Below are 24,968 nucleotides of genomic sequence, written 5' to 3' on the forward strand. Positions count from 1 at the left end.
TTATCAGTCAGTTTACACCAACTTCGATATTTCTTCATTTTCGTTGATTAGTTGCGTTCCGTTTAACGGCTTTTCGCCGTATGATTAACAGTTAATTGAAAACCGATTAAAACAAAAGGACAAAAGGGCAGAATTTATCGGTGGTGCCGATAGGCCCTTATGTCCTTTTGTTCTTATGTCTGTAAACCTTGTATTTCTATTTGGATAGGAGATTTATCGAGGTCTTGTGGCTCTGATGAAATAAACTATCAGCAGAAGATAAGCGCCGAGCGCGCAGAGTTCTGACAGCGGGTCGGCTAACCACGCATTGTTGATCAAGTTAACACCGGCAAACCGCAGTAGTGCACTTACAACTCCCATCAAGGCGCCGCCGGCAATAAATCCGCTGGCAATGAGTGTGCCTTTCTCGTTGCGTGCCTTGTTTTCTGCTTCGTTTTTAGAGCGAGTTGTGACAAACCAATTGACTGCACCACCTACAAGCAGCGGAATGTTCAGTTGCAAGGGAATGAACATTCCAAGCGCAAAAGCCAATGCCGGGATTCTGCACCACGTGAGAACGATGGCAATCACAGCACCGATGGCATAGAGGATCCACGGGGCGCCGACACCGTTCATCAGCGGATCGATGACTGCTGCCATTGCATTAGCCTGCGGTGCAGCCAACTGTCCGCTGGTGAAACCATAAGTTTCGTTGAGCAACATCATTACACCACCCACCGTGGCAGCGGAAACCAGCGTGCCGAGAAACTTCCACGTCTCTTGTTTTCGCGGTGTGGTGCCGAGCCAATAACCGATTTTGAGGTCTGTAATGAATGAACCTGCCATTGAAAGAGCCGTACATACCACGCCGCCCATAATCAAAGCGGCTACCATTCCGCCCGGACCCTTCAGTCCGACGGCTACCATTACGACCGATGCTAAAATCAAAGTCATCAGCGTCATACCCGAAACTGGATTGGAGCCGACAATGGCTATGGCGTTGGCTGCAACCGTAGTGAATAGGAATGCAATTACTGTGACAAGCAGAATACCCACAAGAGCGAAGAGTAGGTTATCCATTACGCCGAACCAGAAGAAAAGAAAGGTGATGAGAAGTGCCGTTCCTGATCCGATGGCAATGAGTTTAAAAGAGATATCGCGTTGTGTACGTACTTGTTGTTTGGTTTCGTCGCTACCACCGCGCAGCTCTTTCCCTGCCAGTGAAACAGCCCCTTTGATGATGCCCCACGACTTGATAATGCCGATGATTCCGGCCATTGCGATGCCTCCGATACCGATACTCTTGCCGTAAGCAGCGAAGATTTGTTCGGGAGACATCGCTCCGACAGCCGTTGTTATGCTCGGATCCCAAAGGCTGAGCACCTCATCGTGATACAGAATAGACATTCCCGGTACGATCAACCACCACACAGTGAGTGATCCGAGACAGATATACAGCGCGTATTTCAGTCCGATGATGTAGCCCAATCCTAACACTGCGGCTCCTGTGTTGACCTTAAACACCAGTTTGGCTTTGTCCGCCAGTATTTGTCCTAAGCCCACGACGCGTGTCGTAAAATTCTCATTCCACAATCCGAATGTAGCGATGATGAAGTCGTAAAGCCCGCCGACGAGTCCTGCAAGGAGCAGAGGCTTGGCCTGACTGCCGCCTTTGGCACCGCTCACTAATACCTGCGTGGTGGCCGTTGCCTCGGGAAATGGGTACTTGCCGTGCATATCGCTGACGAAGAATTTGCGAAAAGGAATCAGGAAAAGGATTCCGATGACTCCGCCTAAAAGTGAAGATATGAAGATTTTCAAGAACGAAGCGCTCATATCCGGATACTTGGCTTGCAGGATATAAATGGCTGGTAGCGTGAAGATTGCACCTGCCACAACGGCCCCCGAACAAGCACCGATGCTCTGAATGATAACGTTCTCGCCTAAGGCTCGTGACCGATGGGCAGCTGTCGAAACGCCCACGGCAATGATGGCGATAGGTATGGCGGCCTCAAATACTTGTCCCACTTTCAGTCCCAGATATGCAGCGGCGGCCGAGAATAGCATAGCCATCAGGATTCCCCACGTAACCGACCATCCGTTTACTTCCGGGTAAGTCTGTTGTGGACTCATTATCGGTTCGTATTCTTCTCCTTTTTCCAATTCTCTGAATGCGTTTTCGGGCAGTTGCACCGCCTCTTTCTCTTGTTCTTTCATATGGATTTTGTTGGTTGTTTATGGATGCAAAGATAACGGAAATATTTGATTAAATCAGAAAAAGAGATGTGATTATTTGTCGTTCGAGAGTTGACACGAGAGGGGAAAATGGGAAATTGCTGTTGATTGGATTGATTTCTGTGTTTTAATTTGCGTGAAATAAATGAAAAAGTTACCTTTGTGAAAATTTAAATACATACATACCGATGAAAAAACAAATCTTATTATGGGTGTTAATAATGGTTGTGTCGGCAGCCGAAGCTGTCCCTGCGCAACGCGGAATATGGAAGATTATTCGATTGGCAGACGGTAGTCGGGTACGAGTTGAGTTGTGTGGAGACGAATATTTGCACTATTGGCGTGCCGCAGACGGCATTTGTTATATGCAGAGTGACGGCGATTCTGTTTATCGTGCCGTAGACGGTGCGATATCGGAGACGATGAGTCGTACTGCTGTCCGTCGTTTGGGGACAGGTCGACAGATGCGGCACGGAGCGGCAAGATTACCCAAGAGCCGAACTGCTTATACTGGAAAGAAGCGCGGTTTGATTATTTTGGCTGAGTTTAAAGACAAGCCTTTTCAGGCGGCACACGACAAACCGCTGTATCTCCGTATTGCCAATGAGGAAGGATTTACTTCGTCCGACGGATTCAAAGGTAGTGTTTCGGACTATTTCAAGGCACAGAGCGGTGGTTTGTTCGATTTGAAATTCGATATTGTAGGGCCCGTCCGATTGCCTGAGAAGTATGCTTATTATGGCCGAAATAACGACGAACATGCTGGTGAAATGATAGCTCGAGCCTGCCTTTTGGCTGCTGATTCAGTGAATTTTGCCGACTATGATTGGGACGGAGACGGCGAAGTGGAGCAAGTTTTTGTTCTCTACGCCGGTCACGGTGAGGCTTCTTGGGATGATGCCAACACGATTTGGCCGCACAAATGGACTTTGTCAGCATCTGATTACGGAAAAACCGTGAGAATAGATGGCGTTACCGTGAATACTTATGCGTGCAGCAGCGAGCTCGGATTTAATGGAATCGACGGTATCGGAACCATCTGTCACGAGTTCACGCATTGTTTGGGATTGCCCGATTTCTATGACACGGGTGGCAAAGGACACTATGGAATGGGCAGTTGGGACTTGATGAGCAGCGGCTGTTATAATCAGGGCGGTTTCATTCCGGCCGGATATACAAGTTATGAAAAAATGTTTTGCGGATGGCTTACGCCCAAAACGCTGACCGATGATGTTTCGGTGACGGCTATGGAAGCATTGAGTAACGGCGGCAATGCATACATTATCTACAACGATAACCATCGAGACGAATTCTATCTATTGGAGAATCGGCAGCCGACAGCGTGGGATGCAGCCCTACCTGGTCGTGGATTGCTTGTGCTACACGTAGATTATGATGTAACGGCGTGGGTAAATAATGTTGTGAATGCTGTCGGTAGATTTCGACAGAATGACGGATACACCACGGATTTCAGCAATAGTCACCAGCGATTGACCATTTTTCACGCCGATAATGATGATGATTCCCGTTATTGGAGTGCAGCGCAAGGGGGCTATATGAAGATGACCGAGTCTACGGATGCATATCCTTGCGCCGGTAACGACAGCCTTTGCAATACCTCGAAACCGTCAGCTCGCCTGTTCAACGCCAATGCTTCGGGTACAAGATTAATGAATAAAGCCGTCAAAGGAATTGTACAAAATGGTGATGGAAGTGTCGCCTTTCGCTTTATTTCGACAGATTCTGCAGGATCGCTCGAGGCTAAAGGTGATACGATTTTCTATGAGTCGTTCGACCGTTGCAAAGGAGTGGGTGGCAATGACGGTGTTTGGAGCGGAACGATTGCAGGCCGGAGCAGTCTTCGCACGGATAATGAAGGTTGGTCATTCCCATATGCTTCGGCTTATGGTGCAAACCAATGCGCGAAGTGCGGAACAGGAAAAGCGCTCGGAACAGTGGTTACTCCTGCTTTCACTGTGAAAGACGGAACTGTCATTACATTTAAAGTGGCCCCGTGGAATACCGAAACTAAGTCGGTGGATTTGAGTATCATCGGTGAAGGTGTGACACTCTCTGCAACATCGTTCGACCTGTCTCCTCACCAATGGACTATCTGTTCGGCCACGGTTTCTGGGTCGGGCACCATTCAGGTAAGCATTACACCGGCAGGCAGACGCTTCTTCTTAGACGAGTTCTTGGTTCTTCGCACTGAGGCGACAGGTATCAACCGCGTTACTGGTCACACCTCATCGTCATCAGATCACCGTATTTTCAGTCTTGATGGACGTTATCTCGGCACAGATCCTTCTGTCTTGAAGACCGGTATATACATCAGAAGTGGGAAGAAATTACGAATTACTAATTAACAAGAAATTACGAATTACTTTAATAATAAGGTAATTCGTTATCCTAAATTCTATATTCGTAATTTATCTTCTTACCTTTCCGAGTGCAGTTTCTTTGTTTTCTGTTTCTTTCGTAGAGGGCACGTAAATGCATTGTTAGTTTTGTTTCATATATTTTGTGTTTAATGGATTAGCCGTGTTTAGGGTTCTTTGTCTGATGGAATCATACTAAATGGAAAAAGACACAGCCTTGACTACGAGGTCAGAGCTGTGTCTTTTACTATTACCGAATCATTAATTACGGAAGACGAGGCTGTTTCCGAACGAATCAATGGTGATGGGTTTATCGTTGGAAACCTCGCTTGCGAGGATCTTTTTAGACAAATCGTTGAGCACGTAACGTTGGATGGCACGTTTCACGGGCCGTGCACCGAACTCGGGGTTGTAGCCAACCTCTGCGAGATATTGAATGGCTGCGTCGGTTACTTCAAGTCGGAAGCCCTGCGGTTCGAGTATCTTCCTAATGGCGTTTATTTGTAGTTTCACGACATCGGCAATCTCTTTCTTGCTCAACGGCAAAAACATAATCGTTTCGTCGATACGGTTTAAGAACTCGGGGCGAATCGTCTTCTTCAGCATTTCCATCACTTGGCTGCGTGTTTCGTCGATAAGTTGATCGCGAGTGGTGTCGTCGAGCTTCTCGAACTGCTGCTGGATGAATTGACTGCCGAGGTTGGATGTCATAATGATGATGGTGTTTTTGAAGTTCACTGTGCGTCCTTTGTTATCCGTCAGACGACCATCATCAAGCACTTGCAGCAGAATATTGAACACATCGGGATGTGCTTTCTCGATCTCATCGAATAAAACAACGCTGTAAGGTTTGCGTCTTACGGCTTCGGTAAGCTGTCCGCCCTCGTCGTAACCGACGTAACCCGGAGGCGCACCGATGAGTCTCGACACACTGAATTTCTCTTGATACTCGCTCATATCGATGCGTGTCATCATCGTTTCGTCGTTGAAAAGATAATCGGCAAGCGCCTTTGCCAACTCTGTTTTGCCTACCCCAGTGGTACCCAGGAAGATAAACGAGGCTATCGGGCGCTTAGGGTCTTGTAGTCCGGCCCGCGAACGGCGCACGGCATCACTCACAGCAGTAATCGCTTCGTCCTGACCGATGACGCGTCGATGCAACTCCGTTTCCAAATGCAACAGTTTATCGCGCTCGCTTTGCAACATCTTGGTCACGGGAATACCGGTCCATCGACTCACCACTTCGGCAATATCATCGGCCGTCACTTCTTCGCGCACCATCGCTTCGCTGCCCTGCGTGGCTTTGAGTTGCAGTTGGATGCTGTCGATGTCGTCTTGCAGCGATTTCAATTTTCCGTAACGAATCTCGGCTACACGTTCGTAATTGCCTTCGCGTTCGGCGCGTTCAGCCTCGAATTTCAGGTTTTCTATATCTTGTTTATCCTGCTGAATCTTGTTTACCAGTGCCTTCTCGCCTTCCCATTTGGCGCGGAATGTCTTCTCCTGATCACGTAACTCGGCAATTTCTTGATCCAGTTGCTTTATTTTCGGTTCGTCATTTTCCCGCTTAATAGCCTCTCGTTCAATCTCCAATTGTTTCAACTTGCGTGTAATCTCATCCAATTCCTCAGGCACCGAGTCGCGTTCCATCCGCAGTTTGGCGGCTGCTTCATCCATCAAGTCGATGGCTTTGTCGGGTAGGAAGCGGTCGGAGATGTAGCGTTCAGATAGTTTTACGGCCGCGATACACGCATCGTCTTGAATACGTACCTTGTGATGGTTCTCGTACCTTTCCTTTAAGCCGCGCAGAATACTGATAGCGTCTGTCTCGGAGGGCTCGTCTACCATCACGGTTTGGAACCGACGCTCCAGCGCTTTGTCCTTTTCAAAATACTTCTGGTACTCATTCAGCGTCGTCGCACCAATCGCCCGGAGTTCTCCGCGAGCTAAAGCCGGCTTCAGAATGTTGGCTGCATCCATTGCACCTTCGCCGCCGCCGGCTCCCACGAGAGTGTGAATCTCATCGATAAAGAGGATAATTCGGCCCTCGCTGTTGGTTACTTCCTTGATCACGCTTTTGAGTCGCTCTTCGAATTCACCTTTATATTTAGCGCCGGCAACCAACGCACCCATATCGAGTGAGTAGAGTTGCTTATCCTTTAAGTTCTCGGGTACATCACCGCGAACGATTCTTTCGGCCAGACCTTCCACGATTGCCGTCTTACCCGTCCCCGGTTCACCTATTAATATCGGGTTATTCTTGGTACGGCGAGACAGAATCTGCAATACGCGACGAATCTCGTCGTCGCGTCCGATAACGGGATCGAGCTTGCCGGCGCGGGCATCTGCCACTAAGTTCTTGGCATATTTCTCAAGCGACTGATAGTTCTCGTCGCCGCTTTGCGATTTTACCTGTTGCCCTTGGCGCAGTTCGTTAATAGCCGCACGCATCTCTTTTTCCGTGCAACCTGCATCTTTCAGAATACGGCTCGCCGTGGAATTGATTGCCAGCAGAGCCAATAACATCGGTTCGACAGACACGAATTCGTCGCCCAGTTGCTGCGAAATGTCCTGTGCACGAGTCAAAATTGTGTTCGTTTCATTACTGAGGTAAGGTTGACCACCCTCAACACGCGGCAGATGTTGAATCTCCTGCTCGACGAGTGTTTCGATTTGGGCACCGTTGACACCTAATTTCTGAAAGAGATAGGCGGTGATATCCTTAGCCTTGGCAATGATTCCTTGTAGCAGGTGGACGGGTTCGATGGTCTGCTGACCAGCTCTTTGTGCTGTATTTACAGCCTCCTGAACCGCCTCTTGTGCTTTGATTGTAAATTTGTCAAATGTCATATCTTTCTCCTTTCTTCTTATTTTTGTTTTCTGTTAAATAAATTCCAAAAGACGTGCCTATATAAAACAAGGTGACAAATAGGCAGATAAAAGAGACAGAATGACGTAAATAAAGGGCGGCTTTATCTCCGTCCTTTCTCCAAAAGGGGGAGAGAAGAGGTGTCTAAAATGAACTTTTGGATGATGAAAATATTGATTTGCGACGCGAATCCACCGTAAATAGAGTATGAAATCAATATCACTTCCATAAAGTAAAGGGTAATCCGCTATGCGGATAATTGCCTGATGCGTTTTGACGGAGTGGTAACGGTCGTGGATTGGTGTGAAAAGACAATAGGAGTATCGTTGAAATTTTAGCTGATTCATTCTTTGCTGAGTTTTATTTGTACGTTGACCATTGATATTTGGTGTAAAATCGCAATAGAATGATTATTGACTTTTTAAATTATTCATCATTTACGGAATTTTGATTTGTATATTGTTGATTTTCAGGAAAATACGGTCTATGCTCTAATTAACCGTTAATCAGCTTATAATTAACGGTTAAACGTAGTGCGATTAATGGTTAGTTGCACGCCGATTAACGGTTAGTTGCAAGGTGACTGGATGTTTGTCGGATTTCGGACAAATGACATCCTTTATCAGAGCAGATTCCAAGGACCATCTGACCTGCTATAAAACCAACAGGCAGAAAGGTTGATAGAGCACATTTTTATACGCAAAAAAACATTAAATATGGTACTGAATGGTGTCAATGTTACTGATTTTTATTATATTTGTATCGAAAGATGCAAGCTGATAGGGGCCGACTTGTATTCTAACTGATGTCTAACTTAAAACATTCTTATTATGGAAAAGGCAGTAATTGGTTTTAATGCAGGTAGAGTGTGGCGCTACTTGAAAGACAGAGGTGAGGCAGATATCAACAAGATGTGCCTCGACTTAGGGCAGAGTTTTGATAATATCAGCCTCGCAGTGGGATGGCTTGCCCGTGAAAATAAGGTGATAATCCGAAGAAAAGACGGTGCATTGCTGGTATCAATCAATAATGTTGAGTTTGCTTTCGGTTAATATTTGCGCCGCGTTTCTGGTAAGCCAGTCGTGGCGTTCCATTGTGTGTGCGGATGATTCCGCAATAAGTGAAACCGGATTTTTGTAACAGATGTTGCATAATCCGGTTATCTTTATGTGTGTCGATGCGGATATTGGGATAGCGCTCCATACACCATTGCAAGCAGAAATTCATCAGTCCGTGCACGGTTCCATCTGATGCGATGCGATGAATCACGCCGTAAGGCTCGTCGTCGAGCCATTTCCCGTCGTATATTTCGGTATAAGTCGGCTCTTCGCCCACCCACCAGCAAAAGACGCCTGCAATGTGTTCGTCGTCTGCCAAACATACATAGCTGTGCCCTTGAGTAATGTCTTCGTCAATCAACTCATCCGAAGGGTAGCCCGCAATCCATTGATTTGCGTTTCCGTTCATTGCCATCTGCTCCCGTGCATAGGCATAGATGCAGTGCAATGTGTTTCGATCTGCCGTTTCGGCATTTCTGATTTGCATCATCATTTTATGTTGGTTGGATGCAAAATTACAAAATAAATCACATCCGAAAACGTTGTCATATAATAATATGTATAATAAAACGACAATGAAATTCATTCGAAGCGGTGTGCTGATCGCGGTAATTCTGATCGTGATTCTGGCCTGCGGATCCGAGCGGAATGTCCGAAAGGGCGACAGATACCTGGCTTTGGGTGAATATTTCGATGCTGCCGACCAGTTCAAGCGTGCTTATTCAAAAACGCCTGTGAAGCAGCGGGCCGAGCGGGGAATGATTGCCTTGAAACTGGCCGGCTGTTATGTGCGCATCAATATGGCGCCGAAAGCTGTAGCAGCGTATCGCAATGCTGTTCGATTCGGAAATATTTCGGCGGAAGACCGACTGTTGTTTGCTCGCCAACTGCTGAAAAATGGCTTGTATCGAGAGGCTGCCGAGGTGTTCGGGAATGTGCTCGACTCGCTGTCTGATAATGAATTGGCTCGTAACGGACTGCTTTCGGCCGGGCAATCGCCCATCTGGCGCAAGGCAGGTTCACGATATACCGTTCGGCGGATGGATGTGCTTAATTCGCGTCGGGCTGATTATTCACCCGTGTTTGGCGGTGATAGCTATGACCGATTGTATTTCACTTCTACGCGTAGTGAGGCTTCGGGTACGGAGTTCAGCGGAATTACGGGTACTAAGGAGGGCGATATTTTCGTTTCGGAAAAGGATGATCGGGGTGTATGGAGCAAGCCGCGGCCTGTTGACGGGGGAGTGAATACACCGTCGGATGAGGGTGCTTGCACGTTTTCTGTCGATCAACGGACGATGTATCTCACACAATGTACGACGAGCCCTACGGTTCCCCGTTATGCAAAAATCGTGCAGTCGGCCCGTGCTGATGCTGTTTGGGGCAAGGCAACAGAGTTGGTTATCAGTCGGGATACACTTTCGAGCTATGCGCATCCGGCTGTTTCGCCCGACGGCGAGTGGTTGTATTTCACGTCGGATATGCCCGGCGGACTCGGCGGATTGGATCTTTGGCGTGTCCGGTTGACTGCAACGGGGCTCGGTGGAGCGGAAAATCTCGGCGCGCCTATCAATACTTCGGGCAATGAAGAGTTTCCGACGTTTCGGCCGAACGGCGACCTTTATTTCTCGTCCGACGGCCATCCTGGTTTCGGCGGGCTTGATATTTTCATCGCAAAGGTCGACAGTGGCGGGCGATATACGGTAGAACATCCCGGCGTTCCGCTCAATTCGCAGGGCGATGACTTCGGAATGACATTTGAAGGAGTGCACAATCGCGGTTTCTTTTCATCTAATCGGAGCGACGCCCACGGCTGGGATCATCTTTATTCGTTTGAATATCCCGAGGTAATTCAGACGTTGAAAGGCTGGGTTTACGAACGAGACGGCTACGAACTGCCTGCTGCACAGGTTTATATCGTGGGTAACGATGGTACCAATGAGCGGTTGCACGTCAAAGGAGACGGCTCTTTCAGTCGTGTGATCAGTCCCGGGGTAGACTATCTTTTGCTGGCAACCTGCAAAGGATTTTTGAATCATCAGGAAGCGTTTCGAGCCGATTCGGTAAGCGAATCCAAAGAATACGTATTGCAATTTCCGCTTGCTTCGATCACGGCTCCGGTCTTGATCGATAATATTTTCTATGATTTCGACAAGGCAACGCTGCGTCCTGAGTCGGCGCGAGCATTGGATGAGCTGGTCGGTTTGTTGCAAGAGAATCCGCACGTGACCATCGAACTCAGTGCGCATTGCGACTACAAAGGCAGTGCCGAGTATAATAAACAACTCTCGCAACGGCGTGCTGAGACCGTAGTCGACTATTTGGTGGCTCACGGGATTGCGCGTGCTCGCCTCACACCAGTGGGTTATGGCAAGGAGAAACCTAAGCGCGTGCGCTCTAAATTGACTGAAACTTATCCGTGGTTGAGGGTTGATGATGTGTTGACGGAGGCATTTGTCAAGTCGCAAAACGAACAGCAACAGGATATTTGCAACCAACTCAACCGTCGAACAGAATTTATCGTCCTTCGCACAACGTACGGACTATTCGACGAAGAAGGGCACCTGAAACCGCAATCGCAATCTCAACGATCTGTCGAAAAGTCGCATAAAGAGGAAAAAGTCAATGTTATCTTTGATTGACGGAAAGTAGATAACTTGTTGAGATATGTCTTTTTCTATGATAGAAAATGTCGATTTGCGAACTGATAGGTACACAATTTGGGAATATCAGTTCGTAAATCGGCGTTTATTTGTTTCTTATTGAGAAAGAAATCTAAATAATTTTCTTTCACTGTTCGCTTTCAATTGCATTGTAACCGGCTACGGAAAGCAGTGTGAGGAAGAACACAACTGCTATCAACGGCGACACGTTGTGCAGATCGACAGAGGCAAATTGGCCGATGAAATCGCCCAAAATATTGTGTAAGATGGTCTGAATGCAAGCCAATCCACCTGTCAACGCAATGAAAACGACACCTACCGCTACACAGAGCAACGTCCAAATACGATTCAACAGGACTGCTTCCTGTGCCGGCAAACGCTGCATTACGCGTTCGGAAAAGCCGTTATCGACAAACTCCTGCTTGTTTTCAGCAAAGAATTTAGCTATTAATTTCTCATCATTATCCATCATATCCATTCTCCTTTAAATAAGTGGCAAGTCGCTGTTTACCCCGAGAGAGGTGCGACTTTACCGTTCCTTGGGCCATACCCGTTATCTCTGAGATCTTATCTATGGGTTGTCCTTCCATCAATTGTAGGGTGATACAAGTACGTTCGGCGGCAGTCAGTATGGCCATTGCATCGTAAATATCCATTCGCAGATTGCTGTCAGCAGTCTCGGCATTGCGTCGCGACACGGCGGGTGTATCTAAGTCGCCCGTCAGTTTACGGCTGCGCGTATAGTCGTAAAGCACATTATAGGCAATGCGATAGAGCCAAGTGCTGAATCCCGAGAGCCCTTTGAACTGCCCGATATGCGTATATGCCTTGACGAAAGTGTCTTGCGCGAGGTCGTCGCTCAGCTGAACGTCTCCCGAAGTCTGGTTCATAAAGAACCGACGTATAGGCGACTGGTACTTCACAACCAGCTCGTTGAAAGCCTTTTTGTTGTGAAATACCGTCACCTGCGTAACGAAAGAGATGTCATTCAGCTTATCCACGGCCTGCGATTAAAATTCGTCGTGATCACGTTTTCTGCCTGATGTTCGGGCGATAAATATCTGACCGATACCCATACACAGCACAAGCGCCCCAACACCAGCAACCTCTTTGGTGCCCATCCACCAAAACATCAGCATCAATCCCACGCCGATGGCAGCATTGTTTATGCCTTTTCGCCACAGGTCTTCATTCGTTCTCTTAGGCGAGGGAGCAACATCGGCAGGTACGGGCTGCCCTGTTTCCATCGCTTTTTGGGCTAAAATCACTCGGTCGTTGTGGCGTTTGATAAGATACCTGATGATGAATAGGATAATAATGACAGGCGACATCAGGAACAGAAAGATCATAACTACGATAACAATAGCCAATAAGGTGCCGCCGAAATTCCATCCCACGTGGTCGCTCCAATACTCGATCGGGTTGTCGCTGTCGTCAGAATAGTTTGGGTTATAATCCCGTTCGTCTTCTTGTTCAAAGCCGATATCGTGCTCTGTCTCGGCCAGTGCCGTGCTGTCCGAATAGGCTTCGACACCTGTCGAACTTGAATCGGCCATCGTGGTAACGGCTGTTTTCTGTGGATGATGGCGGTGTTTGGGTACCGCATTTATTGCCAATGCACTGAAAGTCAGCATCAGTGCCAATGCTATCAATGACTTTTTCATATTCTATTTTTTTGTTTTAGTAGACCAGTGGACAAGTAAACGAATGAACGAGAACTTTGTTTTAGTTGATGAGTAAACCAGTAAACGAGTGAATGAGAGCTTCGTTTTCTCCTTGTCAACTGATTCCCCGCCTTGTCAACTTGTTAACTTGTCAGCTCGTTAACTTCTGAATTTCTGTTCATTTGACGCAACAAGTACTTCATTAGTTGCAAAGTTACAAGAAAAAATGCGTATTTTTGCACCCATATATATAAAAGGTGATGAATTTTCCTGCGGACTTCGAGCAATATACTCGGCAACTGATGGGGCCCGAACTGTATCAGACGGTGGTCTCGGCACTGGCTGATGAGCCGCCTGTCAGCATTCGGTTGAATCCGTTTAAATGTCGGATGGAAGATGTCCGTATCCCTTTGGCCGACGGACGAGTGCCTTGGTGCAACACGGGAGTTTATCTTCGGCAGCGGCCTAATTTTACGTTCGACCCGTTGATGCACGCCGGTGCCTATTATGTTCAGGATGCTTCGTCGATGTTTCTGCACCGAGTGATTCGCCAATATGTGGTCGATCCCGTGATGATGCTTGACCTTTGCGCTGCGCCTGGTGGTAAATCTACATGTGCTTTGGCTGCATTGCCCGCGGGAAGCGTGCTGTTTTGCAATGAACCTGTGCGCAATCGGGCACAGATTCTGCGTGAGAATATCGTGAAGTTCGGCCATCCTGACGTCGTTGTTACCAATAATTACGCACGCGATTATCAGCGAAGCGGCTTGATGTTCGATGTCGTTCTCGCCGATGTACCGTGCAGCGGAGAGGGTATGTTTCGCAAAGATGCAAGGGCAATAGCCGAATGGAGCCCGGCAAATGTGGCCCATTGCCGACATCTGCAACGGGAAATCGTGAGCGACATTTGGCCTTGTCTCAAACCCGGTGGGTTGCTGATATACTCTACTTGCACGTTCAATGCTTGTGAGAATGAAGAAAATGCCGCGTGGATTGCAGCTGAATTAGGAGCCGAATTCCTATCTGTGGACACTGAGCAGGCGTGGAATATCACTGGTTCTTTGGTAGATGAAAACCCTGCTTATCGCTTCCTTCCTGGACGTTCGCGTGGGGAGGGATTTTGCCTGTTTATTCTTCGCAAAACAACTAACGGCTTTTTGCCTTGCAAAAAGCATCAAATCGCACGACGAAAAGCCGTTAATTGCAGCCTGATTAACGGCTTATTGCAGAGCGATGTGTATGAGGTGACGCAACGTTCTGATAATGAGCTCGTTGCGATTCCGCGCAGATGGGCCGATCTTTACTTTTCGGCGGCGCAGTCGTTGCACGTCATTCACGCGGGAATTACACTCGGGATACAAAAAGGAAAAGACGTAATTCCTCATATTTCATTGGCTTTTTCTACGGCACTGAACGCCGATTTTTTCCCGCAAGTGGCATTAGACGATGCGCAAGCTATCCGCTTTCTGCGCAAAGAAGCTGTCGGTTTGCCTGCCAAAACACCACGAGGGGCCGTGCTGCTCACCTATCGAGGTCGGCCCATTGGCTTCGAGAAGAACGTCGGTCAGCGTGCCAACAATCTCTATCCCAATGAATGGAAGATTAAAAGCAGCCATATTCCACAAGATAATCACAATGTAATTACATAAATGAAACAATATCTCGATCTGCTCGATCGCATTATTCGCGAGGGCGTTAAGAAAGAAGACCGGACGGGAACGGGGACGATCAGCGTCTTTGGAAACCAAATGCGGTTCGATCTCGGACAAGGTTTCCCCTTGCTAACAACCAAAAAACTGCATCTGAAATCCATCATTTACGAACTGCTTTGGTTCTTAAAAGGTGATACGAACGTGCATTATTTGCAAAAGAACGGCGTGCGGATATGGAACGAATGGGCTGATGAACACGGCGATTTGGGGCCTGTTTACGGTCATCAATGGCGCTCGTGGCCCGACTATCAGGGCGGAACTATCGATCAGATTCAGCAAGTGCTCGACCTGATTCGTCATCATCCCGACTCCCGCCGAATGATTGTCACGGCGTGGAATCCGGCTGAAGTCGAGCAGATGGCATTACCCCCGTGCCACTGTTTGTTTCAATTCTATGTGGCAGAAGGGCGTTTGAGTCTTCAACTTTACCAGCGCAGCGCCGACACTTTCTTAGGAGTACCGTTCAATATAGCATCTTATGCGCTGCTGTTACAGATGATGGCGCAAGTCTGCGGACTGCAAGCGGGCGACTTTATTCATACTACCGGCGACACGCATCTTTATCTCAACCATCTTGATCAAGCCCGATTGCAACTCACCCGAACGCCTCGTGTCCTGCCCGTGATGCGTCTGAATCCGGACGTAAAAGATCTTTTCGCGTTCAGATACGAAGATTTCGAACTCGTAAATTATGACCCGTGGCCGCATATTTCGGCGCAGGTCTCTGTCTGATGAACTTTAAAACAGAATGCAAATGACCGTTAATATCATTGCTGCTGTGGCCCGAAATCGTGCCATTGGCTATCAAAACAAACTGATTTATTGGCTTCCAAACGATTTGAAACGCTTCAAACAGCTCACCACGGGGCATACAGTTGTGATGGGTAGACATACTTTCGAGTCGTTGCCTAATGGTGCTTTACCCAATCGTCGCAATGTAGTGCTGAGCCGTACGCAGGTCTATTTCGAGGGGTGCGATGCTTATACGTCTCTCGATGAGGCGTTGGCCTCGTGCCGACCTGATGAAGAGCTATATATAATAGGTGGTGCACGGGTTTACGAACAGGCATTGCCCAAGGCCGACCGACTGTATCTTACTGAGATAAACGACACGCCTGTCGAGGCCGATGCATTCTTTCCGCCCTATGACGAGTGGCAGGAAGTAGCGCGAGAAACGTACGAACGCGATGAGCGGCATCCCTTTTCCTATGCCTTTGTAACGTATGCTCGGCGTTGATTCTGCGGCTTTTCGACAGGATGTTTACAGTATTGTAGCGGCCATTCCGCGTGGAAAGGTGATGAGTTACGGACAGATTGCCGAACTCATCGGTCGTCCGCAAAATGCCCGTTTGGTAGGGAATGTTTTGCGAGGAGCCACAACCGAACTTGCACTTCCGTGTCATCGGGTGGTCAATAGTCAAGGCCGCACAGCCCCGCATTGGTCTGAACAGCAAGAGATTCTTGCTGCTGAAGGTGTTGCTTTCAAGTCTTCCGGACTTGTGGATATGCGTAAGTGTCGGTGGAATTATGAGGAATGGGCCGACGAGTAAAATCAAGTAGACTCGTTGAATATATCGAAATTTCTTTCTATTTTTGCATTATATGAGTAAAGGAAAGTTACAGAAGTTTGCCGAAATGGAGACATTCAGCAACGTTTTTCAATATCCCTTCGCTGCGATGGAGGGTGTTTCGTTTGATATGAAAGGTCTTTGGCGTGAGCGATTTTTCTGCAATAATCATCCCATCGTTCTCGAATTGGGATGCGGTAAGGGCGAATACACGGTTGGATTAGCTAAACTTTATCCGGAGATAAACTTCATCGGAGTAGATATTAAAGGTGCAAGAATGTACACGGGAGCTAAACAAGCGTTGGACGAAAAGCTGTCGAATGTAGCCTTCTTGCGTACCAATATCGAAATCATTGACCGCTTTTTCGGACCCGATGAGGTGCAAGAGATTTGGCTGACATTCAGTGATCCGCAGATGAAAAATGTACACAAGCGACTTACGAGTACGTTTTTTATGGCGCGTTATCGGCATTTTCTGGTGGATCGAGGTATTATTCATCTGAAAACCGACAGTAATTTCCTATTCACTTACACGTCTTTGGTGGTGGAACGCAATGGTTTTCCCCTCTTGTTTAAGACCGAAGACCTCTATCATTCGTCGCTTTCCGAAGAGCATTCGCCGCTTCTCACCATCCGCACTTACTACGAATCAATGTGGATGGAGCGCGGTTTGAATATTCGATACATCCGCTTTGAGCTTCCGCATAACGGCGAATTGGCCGAGCCGGAAGTTGAAATTCCTTTGGATGAGTACCGCAGTTATCATCGCTCTAAACGCAGTAGCCGTTCTGTAAGTAAATAAACGGGTTATTGAGCAGGCTTTACAGGGAAGACATAAAAGTGTCGATCGGGAACGAAATCGAGCATCCATTGGTCGGCAATTACAGCTCCTCCCACTGCTTTCAGCGTTAAAGTGTGGGGCCCTTGGGTTATATTGAGGGGGAGATTGAGGCGCACTTGACCTTGCAAAACATTGTTTTCCCACGCTTCGGAACGGTAATCGGTCTTCACAGGAACTGTCATCGGTGTGGCGCCATCGATGCTGATGGCAAGCAAACGGGTGTGTTTCGTGTCCGTGGGAGTAGGAATCAGTGCGATGCGTAACACGGCATCGCCGCTCCGCTCGGCATAAAATGAATAGGTGAGTGAACCGTTTTGCGGGATGAGTACGGCCTTCATATTGTGTCCCAACATCGAGATCGGGCGTACATCAGTTGTCGATGAAGCATAGTCGTACGCGTTTTTAGCTGTGCATTTATCGAGATTTACACGAGGTTCGGGCGTGTCTGTCGTAGCATATTGCTTGATTTCTTGCTCCGAAAGACGATCGGGTAGATAGGGTTCGGCAAATATCGGCAAGTTGTGTGGCGCCATATTCATCAATCCTTTCCATTTACCCGTAGCCAATTTATTGTTGTAATAGGCCGTGAGTTGTCGGATTTCGCGATATGCCTTGATACTGTTGGCAGCTGAAGTGAGAGCTTCGCTGTCGTGATGAAATGACTGAGGACGGGCCAATTCGCGCGCTTCTTGTGCTTGAAGTTGCTTAGTTGCCATTGCGGCAGCAGCCAAAACGGGATACTTTATTGCTGCAAAGAAAGCATTGCGAAGCGCTGTCGGGATGTCGCGTTCGACATTTTGTACGGCAACTCGCAGTGTATTATAATCGCTCAGATAAGTTTCCAACTCGTTGCCGAAAGCATTTGCATTGAAGTCTGTGTTCTGAACGGATCGTGACTTGCCTGCTGTTCGATTCCATCCCATCCATTCCGGACGACGGATAGCCGTGAGATGATAGAACTGTTGCATAACAGAGCGTAGACGATAAACGGCCTTTTGCCCTGCAATTTGTAGTAGAATATTGTCCAAATACCGGTTGATGGCGTTGCGTTTAACGGCATTCGGATTCCACGCCAAATCCATTGCGAGCGACAACTGAATGATGGCCGACTTGGGATTAGTCACATTAAGCACCCACAACTGTTTGATTCCGTATTCGTAAGCGGTCTTCAATTCGTGACAGACGAGTCCTGGTTGAATAGTGGTGAGCCACAGATCGTCGTGCGGTCTGCCCGCAGCATTCAGATGATAAGCCAATGCACCGTGGTCGTTTTGTTTCTTATGAACGAGCTCAGCATCGCTCGTAAGATAGCCGAAACCGTCGTCTCGCAATGTGAAATGTACCGGAATCGTTTTCTTTTTGCCTTTAACGTGGGTCAGCAGATGTGTTTTTGTCCCGACAAACAGGTCGCAACTGTCGGCCAATTCCATATTGCCTTTGACGGAAGTAAAGGCATTCCATTCGGTATCTCCATTCCAAAGGGTGTTGGCACGCAAGCGAAGCATCAGCTCGAAAAGTTTGCGATAGACGGCTGGACCAAGCTGTTTTCCCGACGTCTGATGCTCGATCGTAGCCCGACTCCACGGTATTAGGTTGACATCTTGTTCGTTGAAAGCAATGGCCCGATATGCAACAACCGGCGACTGAGTGGTACTGAACTGCCCGTTCATCACCAATCGCTGCTTGCGTTCAGGCACGACGTCTCCCCACCACACCCAAGGCGAAACGCCGGCAATGCGCGATAGCTCGAGCACTCCATACGCAGTACCCCGCGCATTGCTGCCCATCACGATGATCTTTCCGTTTTTCACACCGAGATAAAAGGCATCCGATTTGGTGATAATCTTACCGATGGGTAGCCGAAGATTGTCGATTTGTTTGAATTCTTTATTATTCAGCAAGTCGAGTTGGTAGATTTCGATGGGTGCATTGCTACGAGCTGCAGCCGGAAGTCCCGTTACCGCCTGCATATCCGATGTGAACATTCGCAGCGCAATACTTACGACGGGCGAGAGTTTTTCTTGTGTAGCGTAAGTAACTTGGTGCGTTCCGTCGAACCAAACCACGTTGGCGGCCGTCGAAACAGTTGAGAAAAGCAAAAGAAAAGAGGTTATGAGTTGTCTGAAATTCATCATTTTAATTCGTCACTGATTATTGTGCAAAGTTACTGAAAAATCTATCGATAAGTTCGAATAGTTCTTGTTTTATTCGCGTTTTTATAAATTAATGGGTAATTTTGCAGCAAACGAACAGGCAAAATGCCCTGTTTCAATGCGATAACATTATGACATTATATCCTAAGTTGATTATGGATGCACTGCAAACGGTAGTGTATCCCGGAACGAAAAAGAATCTCGTGGAGGGCGAAATGGTGGCCGATGACATACGTATAGACGGTATGTCGGTGTCGTTCACCTTGATTTTTCCGCGTGATACCGATCCTTTTATGAAGTCGACTATCAAGGCTGCCGAGTCGGCTATTCATTATCACATCAGCGCCGATGTGCAAGTGACGATTTCAACGGAATTTAAATCCAAACCCAGACCGGCCGTAGAGAAACTCCTTCCACACGTGAAGAACGTCATTGCAGTAAGTTCCGGCAAGGGCGGTGTGGGCAAAAGCACTGTCGCTGCCAATCTATCCATTGCGCTGGCGAGGCTCGGTTACAAGGTAGGACTGCTCGATGCAGACATCTTCGGACCGTCGGTTCCCAAGATGTTTGATGTAGAAGACGCTCGTCCTTACGCTGTGAAGCAAGATGGGCGCGACCTGATCGGCCCCGTCGAGAAGTATGGTGTAAAGCTATTGAGCATTGGTTTCTTTGTTAATTCAGATACAGCGACACTCTGGCGAGGTGGAATGGCGTCGAATGCATTGAAACAACTCATTGCAGATGCAGATTGGGGCGACCTCGATTACTTTATTCTTGATACGCCTCCGGGTACAAGCGACATTCATCTCACGCTTTTGCAAACGCTCGCCATTACCGGAACAGTCATTGTCAGCACGCCGCAGAGTGTGGCATTGGCCGATGCGCGCAAAGGCATCGATATGTATCGTAATGATAAGGTGAATGTTCCTATCTTGGGATTGGTAGAGAATATGGCGTGGTTTACACCTGCCGAACTTCCTGAAAATAAGTATTACATCTTCGGAAAAGATGGGGGTAAGAACCTCGCTAAGGAAATGAACTGTCCGCTTTTGGCACAAATTCCCCTTGTTCAGAGCATCTGTGAGAGCGGCGATGCGGGCAAACCGGCTGCGCTGAATGCCGATTCCATCACGGGACAAGCTTTCATCAATCTGGCACAAGCCGTAATAACGGTAACCAATCGGCGCAATCGAGAACAGCGTCCTACGAAGATTGTGCAAGTGAAAGAGTGAGTTTAGGGATGGTCTCACTCCCGGCTCCTCTCCCTTGGGAGAGGGGAGAGCAAGACATTGAGGTCTTTTGGCAAATGGTAATCGGTGTATTGGATGGCTATTGAGTCATAAGGTGCCCGGACAAGAGAAAATGAATAAAAAGGGATTTGTATATGATTGATTTCCAATTACATACAAATCCCTTCTCAATTAATGGTTACTTGCATTGTGATTAACGGTTAAATGCAGTGCAAGTAACCGTTAAACGGCGTGCGATTAACTGTTAGTTGCACGCCGTTTAACGGCTTTTCGTCTATCATTCAACTACTCTTCGCAAGGTGCTTAATGAGTATCCGTAAACGAATGAGAATTTTATCTACATTCGTTTGCCTCGTTCATAACTACGACTTAATGAAAGTCACGTTTTGGATAGAGGTCTTCGGACATAAGATGATAGCCCTTTTCTCCTTTCTGAGAGGGAGAGAGAGGTGCCATTTCCTACTTTTTCTTACAGCGAAATCTTAGCACCGATGAACCAACTGCGGGGCATCGACGGACCGTAAATATAGTTGGCGTCACGGTTCCAACCTTTGTCTAAATCGCGTTGGAATGCATCGGTAAGATTCTGAATACCGCAATTGACTTGCAATTTGATTTGATTGTAGAGTTTGAAATCATAAGCCAGTTTGGCATTCAACGTGAAAAAGGCGGGTGTATTGACGGCAACGGGAGCTGAAACACCTGATCCCTTGGCGTGACCGACCAGCATCGAGCCGGTATAATTGCCCGAAAGAGAGGCTGAGAAACCGCGAACGGGAGTGAAATGGGCCGTGAAATATCCGTAGGTATTCGGCGTTCGCATCATCCGTTGTTCCTTGGGTGCCTCTTCATCCCATTCTATCGCGTTGCGATAACGGCTCTTTTGTAGCGTGACACCGGCCTGCAACTGAAACCAAGAGGTGAAAGCGGCCTTGCCCTCGATATTGAATCCGAAGACGTTGGCGGCGTTGGCATTGTATCGTTCGAGGATTCCGTTACCGTGTTCGTCCTTATCCGACAGTTTACGCAGCGCAAAAACATCAGACAAATGGGTATAAAACGCTTCTACCAAAAGATTAGTTTGTACGCTGCCGAACGTGTGATACAGATCGGCTGAGAGGCTGATGCTGTTCGATTTCTCTTCTTTCAGTCCTTTTGCCAACCGTGTTTTGATGCGCTCTCCGCCTGCCAATGTAGTGTGAAGATCTTCATCGAAGGCCTGCGGAGCACGAAAACCGCCGGCATAAGTGAGGCGGATGTTGACGTCTTTTGCGGGATTATATCGGAAATTTATACGCGGACTGAATATTAAATGATGGATAAGATTGTGCTTATCGAGCCTTCCGCCGAGGAGGATTCCCCACTGATCGTTCTTCCATTCGTTTTGAAAGAAGAAGCTGCCGATGCGTACACGCTGGTCGAGCAGTGTGTGATAACCCAGCGACTTATCTTTCAGTCCATCGTAATTGAACTCTGCTCCGGCGGTGAAATCAGCCGGAAGAAAGAGCAGTCGGTCGAAAGTATGAACGTATTGTGCGCCTCCTACTAAGTTCAGATCGCGTGTAATACTGTACGCTTTGAGTGCATCAGCCACAGATTCTGCCGATCCGTCGCCCGTACCTCCGTAATAACTCTTGCGTGAGACAGTCTGGAACGAAACATAAGACGTGAAATGATTGTGTTCATCGGGCGTGAAGGCATCGTACGTCAGGCCGCCTCCGTTAATGTGATGATCAAGTTGTTCGGCGATGTTTGCTTCGTGTGCAGGAATGTCTAAATGGTTTCCGCCGCGGCGAAATTCATTCAATCCGTGATATTGCAGCGTGAATTTGGAGTAGTCGGTGAGGCGAATGAACGAGCTGAAACCGACTGTCCGATTGATGAGTTTAGGCAATTCTGTGTATCCGTCGCCGTCGCGGTCGTAACCGTTTCGTTGTCTGCTTTGTCCGTAAACATAGAATCCGGCTTTATTGTTATCGGTAATGACAGAGCCGTTCATCGTCGTATTGTTTTCAAATGCTCCTTTCCCGCCGATCGACATCAGTGTATGTGCAAGCTCGGCAAAGTTTACTGTGGGTTCCTTTGTAATGATATTGATGGTTCCGCCAATAGCCGATGAGCCGAAAAGAGCCGATCCTCCGCCCCTGACTATCTCCACTCGGTCGATCATATTAGCCGGAATCTGTTCGAGACCGTACACACCTTGCAGAGCCGAGAATACCGGTCGAGAATCTATTAAGATTTGAGAGTAATGCCCGTCGAGGCCATTTATGCGCACCTGAGAGAATCCGCAGTTCTGGCAATTGTCCTCAGTTCGTACGCCGGGTTGAAAGTTCAGTCCTTGCGCTAAGCACATCGAATGTGTTCGGTCGAATGTTTTCGTGTCGAGTACGTTGACTAATGTCGGGGCATTTCGACGTAAAGCGAGATTTCTGTTGGCCGAAACTACCACTTCGTCGAGTGCAATTTCGTCTTGGGTTATCTCGAAGTTGAGTTCTTCCGTCTTGTTTTCCACGGCCGTTATCGTCTTTCTCACTGTGCGATAACCCGTAATGCGTACTTCAACCGTATGTTTTCCAGACGGTAAGTCTTTAATCATATAATGTCCGGTAGCATCGGTCGAGGTTCGGATCATTGTGCCGAGGATGCTCACCGAGACGTGAGACAGATGTTCGCCCGTACGCTTATTGAGCACGTGTCCGAACAGATTGGCATCCGTGCCGTGCCGATCGGTCTCTTCTCTTGCATTGTCGGATGGCGAATGAACGATGCAAGTGGCAGCGTCTTTGTGCAGATCTGTTTTCCCGACTGCGGCTGACAATGGGAGAAAAGCGATGCAAGCGAGTGCCAAGAGTCGGCCCGGTATATCGCAGATACGTGTAGATGGTTGTTTCATACTTGTTTTACCTTTCTTTTATTAATTATTATTGACTAATTATTTATCGGTATTTCGCGATGCTAATGTAATTTTACGGTGGCAGTTTTTACCTGTAATGGCCTGGTGATTCCATTCCGATTTCTGTCTAATACTCATTTTTCTAATCTGACTATCAGTGCGTTATACTGAATAAATCGATAGGGATTACAACTGTAATTGCTCCGTTTTTGATAATTCAAAGGTACTGAAAGTTTTCTAAACAGACAATACTCATAAGGTATGATTTTGCCGTTTACGACACATTCAGCATACGGATTCTGTACAATCGCATATAAATTATGGAAAGAATTCACTCGAAAAACCAAAAGATTATGCTATCTTTGCAAAGATAAAGCATATAGATGAGAAAGAGATTGGATGAAAGAATTTGTCATATCTGAGGTAAAGGCCGAGACGGCTGTGCTCGTTGGACTGATCACACAGACGCAAGATGAGGCTAAAACCAAGGAATATCTCGACGAGTTAGAGTTCTTGGCTGACACCGCCGGAGCTGTTACCGTGAAGCGATTCACCCAGAAAGTGGGTGGTCCCAACAGCGTGACGTATGTCGGAACGGGCAAACTCGAAGAGATTAAGCAATATATTCGTGATGAAGAAGATGCCGAACGTCCCGTGGGAATGGTGATTTTCGATGATGAATTGTCGGCTAAACAGATTCGCAATATTGAGGCATCGTTGGGTGTAAAGATTCTTGATCGCACATCGCTGATATTAGATATCTTCGCGATGCGTGCTCAAACGGCCAATGCCAAGACGCAAGTCGAACTAGCACAATACCGTTATATGCTGCCCCGTTTGCAACGACTTTGGACGCATTTAGAGCGTCAAGGCGGTGGATCCGGCTCCGGAGGAGGAAAAGGTTCGGTAGGTTTGCGAGGTCCGGGAGAGACTCAATTAGAGATGGATCGCCGTATTATCCTTAACCGAATGTCGTTGTTGAAGCAGCGATTGACCGAAATCGACAAGCAGAAAGCTACCCAACGCAAAAATCGTGGGCGAATGATCAGGGTGGCACTCGTGGGTTATACCAATGTGGGTAAGTCTACAATAATGAACCTGATGGCTAAAAGCGAGGTATTTGCAGAGAACAAACTCTTTGCCACTCTTGACACAACGGTGCGTAAAGTGGTGATAGAGAATCTGCCTTTCTTATTGGCTGACACCGTGGGTTTTATCCGAAAGTTGCCCACTGACCTTGTAGACTCATTTAAATCAACGCTCGATGAGGTGCGAGAAGCTGATCTTTTGTTGCACGTTGTGGATATTTCACACCCTGATTTCGAAGAACAAATCAACGTGGTTGAGAACACTCTGAAAGACCTCGGATGTGCAGACAAACCTTCGATGATCATTTTTAACAAGATCGATCAGTATCATTGGGTGGATAAAGAGGCCGATGACTTAACGCCGATAAGCCGAGAAAACATTCCGCTCGACGAACTTCGGCGTACGTGGATGGCTCGGTTAAACGAGAATTGCTTGTTTATTTCAGCGCGCGAGCGGGTTAATCTCATCGAGTTTCGCGATACCTTATATAATAAGGTGCGTGAGTTGCACGTGCAGAAATATCCTTATAACGACTTCTTATACAATATAGAATAACGCAGAAAAGCCTTCCCCCGCTCCTCTCAAAGGGGAAAAGACACGCTGTTTATCATAA

General features: G+C 47.6%; 18 protein-coding genes. 10 read left to right on the forward strand and 8 right to left on the reverse strand.

Annotated features, from left to right (window positions below; genetic code table 11):
* Positions 1-213: 213 nt before the first annotated feature.
* The gene (locus RWY97_RS07650) at positions 214-2,196 is read right to left on the reverse strand and encodes an OPT family oligopeptide transporter (RefSeq protein WP_315566456.1); all 1,983 of its coding nucleotides are present in this window, start codon (positions 2,194-2,196) and stop codon (positions 214-216) included.
* Positions 2,197-2,402: 206 nt separating this feature from the next.
* On the opposite strand from RWY97_RS07650, the gene RWY97_RS07655 reads away from it, so the two are divergent.
* Positions 2,403-4,580 (forward strand): M6 family metalloprotease domain-containing protein, encoded by a 2,178-nt coding sequence (locus RWY97_RS07655; protein ID WP_315566458.1) that lies wholly within the window; start codon positions 2,403-2,405, stop codon positions 4,578-4,580.
* A gap of 273 nt (positions 4,581-4,853) precedes the next feature.
* Here RWY97_RS07655 and clpB read toward each other — a convergent pair whose 3' ends face one another.
* Positions 4,854-7,442, reverse strand: a complete 2,589-nt coding sequence (gene clpB, locus RWY97_RS07660) for an ATP-dependent chaperone ClpB (RefSeq protein ID WP_315566460.1) — start codon at positions 7,440-7,442, stop codon at positions 4,854-4,856.
* 849 nt (positions 7,443-8,291) lie between these two features.
* Here clpB and RWY97_RS07665 point away from each other — a divergent pair.
* Entirely contained in the window at positions 8,292-8,513 is a 222-nt protein-coding gene (locus RWY97_RS07665) for a winged helix-turn-helix domain-containing protein (RefSeq protein ID WP_024991810.1), read from the forward strand.
* Here RWY97_RS07665 and RWY97_RS07670 read toward each other — a convergent pair.
* Positions 8,485-9,006 (reverse strand): GNAT family N-acetyltransferase, encoded by a 522-nt coding sequence (locus tag RWY97_RS07670; protein WP_390883284.1) that lies wholly within the window; start codon positions 9,004-9,006, stop codon positions 8,485-8,487. The two genes, RWY97_RS07665 and RWY97_RS07670, sit on opposite strands and share 29 nt — an antisense overlap.
* Before the next feature lie 88 nt (positions 9,007-9,094).
* Between RWY97_RS07670 and porE the strand changes: the two genes are divergently transcribed.
* Positions 9,095-11,161 carry a PorE family type IX secretion system protein gene (gene porE, locus RWY97_RS07675; protein WP_315566462.1) on the forward strand — a complete coding sequence of 689 codons (2,067 nt, stop codon included), beginning with the start codon at positions 9,095-9,097 and terminating at the stop codon, positions 11,159-11,161.
* Between the two features lie 148 nt (positions 11,162-11,309).
* Here the strand turns inward: porE and RWY97_RS07680 are convergent, their stop codons facing one another.
* The 3 genes from RWY97_RS07680 to RWY97_RS07690 are packed head-to-tail and all read right to left on the reverse strand — an operon-like array spanning position 11,310 to position 12,846.
* On the reverse strand, positions 11,310-11,660 hold the full coding sequence (locus tag RWY97_RS07680) for a DUF5056 domain-containing protein (RefSeq protein WP_315566463.1): 351 nt from the start codon (positions 11,658-11,660) through the stop codon (positions 11,310-11,312).
* Positions 11,644-12,183 carry an RNA polymerase sigma factor gene (locus tag RWY97_RS07685; protein ID WP_024991814.1) on the reverse strand — a complete coding sequence of 180 codons (540 nt, stop codon included), beginning with the start codon at positions 12,181-12,183 and terminating at the stop codon, positions 11,644-11,646. The genes RWY97_RS07680 and RWY97_RS07685 overlap by 17 nt, the downstream gene beginning before the upstream one ends.
* A 9-nt stretch (positions 12,184-12,192) precedes the next feature.
* Positions 12,193-12,846 carry a DUF6249 domain-containing protein gene (locus RWY97_RS07690; RefSeq protein WP_315566465.1) on the reverse strand — a complete coding sequence of 218 codons (654 nt, stop codon included), beginning with the start codon at positions 12,844-12,846 and terminating at the stop codon, positions 12,193-12,195.
* 260 nt (positions 12,847-13,106) lie between these two features.
* On the opposite strand from RWY97_RS07690, the gene RWY97_RS07695 reads away from it, so the two are divergent.
* From RWY97_RS07695 to trmB, 5 genes are read left to right on the forward strand one after another with little or no spacing between them, the layout of a single operon-like run.
* Positions 13,107-14,495 carry a methyltransferase RsmF C-terminal domain-like protein gene (locus RWY97_RS07695; protein ID WP_315566466.1) on the forward strand — a complete coding sequence of 463 codons (1,389 nt, stop codon included), beginning with the start codon at positions 13,107-13,109 and terminating at the stop codon, positions 14,493-14,495.
* Positions 14,496-15,290, forward strand: a complete 795-nt coding sequence (locus tag RWY97_RS07700) for a thymidylate synthase (RefSeq protein ID WP_273175673.1) — start codon at positions 14,496-14,498, stop codon at positions 15,288-15,290.
* Between the two features lie 22 nt (positions 15,291-15,312).
* Positions 15,313-15,795 (forward strand): dihydrofolate reductase, encoded by a 483-nt coding sequence (locus RWY97_RS07705; RefSeq protein ID WP_315566515.1) that lies wholly within the window; start codon positions 15,313-15,315, stop codon positions 15,793-15,795.
* A complete protein-coding gene (locus RWY97_RS07710; protein WP_024991817.1) occupies positions 15,782-16,108 on the forward strand; it encodes an MGMT family protein in 327 nt (108 codons plus the stop codon). Before RWY97_RS07705 ends, RWY97_RS07710 begins: the two co-directional genes overlap by 14 nt.
* A 52-nt stretch (positions 16,109-16,160) precedes the next feature.
* On the forward strand, positions 16,161-16,928 hold the full coding sequence (gene trmB, locus RWY97_RS07715; protein WP_273175676.1) for a tRNA (guanosine(46)-N7)-methyltransferase TrmB: 768 nt from the start codon (positions 16,161-16,163) through the stop codon (positions 16,926-16,928).
* A 5-nt stretch (positions 16,929-16,933) separates the two neighbouring features.
* On the opposite strand, the gene RWY97_RS07720 is transcribed toward trmB, so the two are convergent.
* Positions 16,934-19,102: a glycosyl hydrolase 115 family protein gene (locus tag RWY97_RS07720; RefSeq protein ID WP_315566468.1), complete on the reverse strand. Its 2,169-nt coding sequence runs from the start codon at positions 19,100-19,102 to the stop codon at positions 16,934-16,936.
* A 149-nt stretch (positions 19,103-19,251) separates the two neighbouring features.
* Here RWY97_RS07720 and RWY97_RS07725 point away from each other — a divergent pair, with 149 nt between their 5' ends.
* The gene (locus RWY97_RS07725) at positions 19,252-20,352 is read left to right on the forward strand and encodes an Mrp/NBP35 family ATP-binding protein (RefSeq protein ID WP_315566470.1); all 1,101 of its coding nucleotides are present in this window, start codon (positions 19,252-19,254) and stop codon (positions 20,350-20,352) included.
* 487 nt (positions 20,353-20,839) lie between these two features.
* Here the strand turns inward: RWY97_RS07725 and RWY97_RS07730 are convergent, their stop codons facing one another.
* Positions 20,840-23,266 carry a TonB-dependent receptor gene (locus RWY97_RS07730; RefSeq protein WP_021583488.1) on the reverse strand — a complete coding sequence of 809 codons (2,427 nt, stop codon included), beginning with the start codon at positions 23,264-23,266 and terminating at the stop codon, positions 20,840-20,842.
* A 399-nt stretch (positions 23,267-23,665) separates the two neighbouring features.
* Here RWY97_RS07730 and hflX point away from each other — a divergent pair, with 399 nt between their 5' ends.
* Positions 23,666-24,910, forward strand: coding sequence for a GTPase HflX (gene hflX / locus RWY97_RS07735; protein WP_314078884.1), 1,245 nt, complete (start codon positions 23,666-23,668; stop codon positions 24,908-24,910).
* Positions 24,911-24,968 lie beyond the last annotated feature (58 nt).

It is taken from the genome of Hoylesella pleuritidis, from assembly GCF_963541955.1.
In the GTDB taxonomy this organism is placed as follows: Bacteria; Bacteroidota; Bacteroidia; order Bacteroidales; family Bacteroidaceae; genus Prevotella; species Prevotella pleuritidis.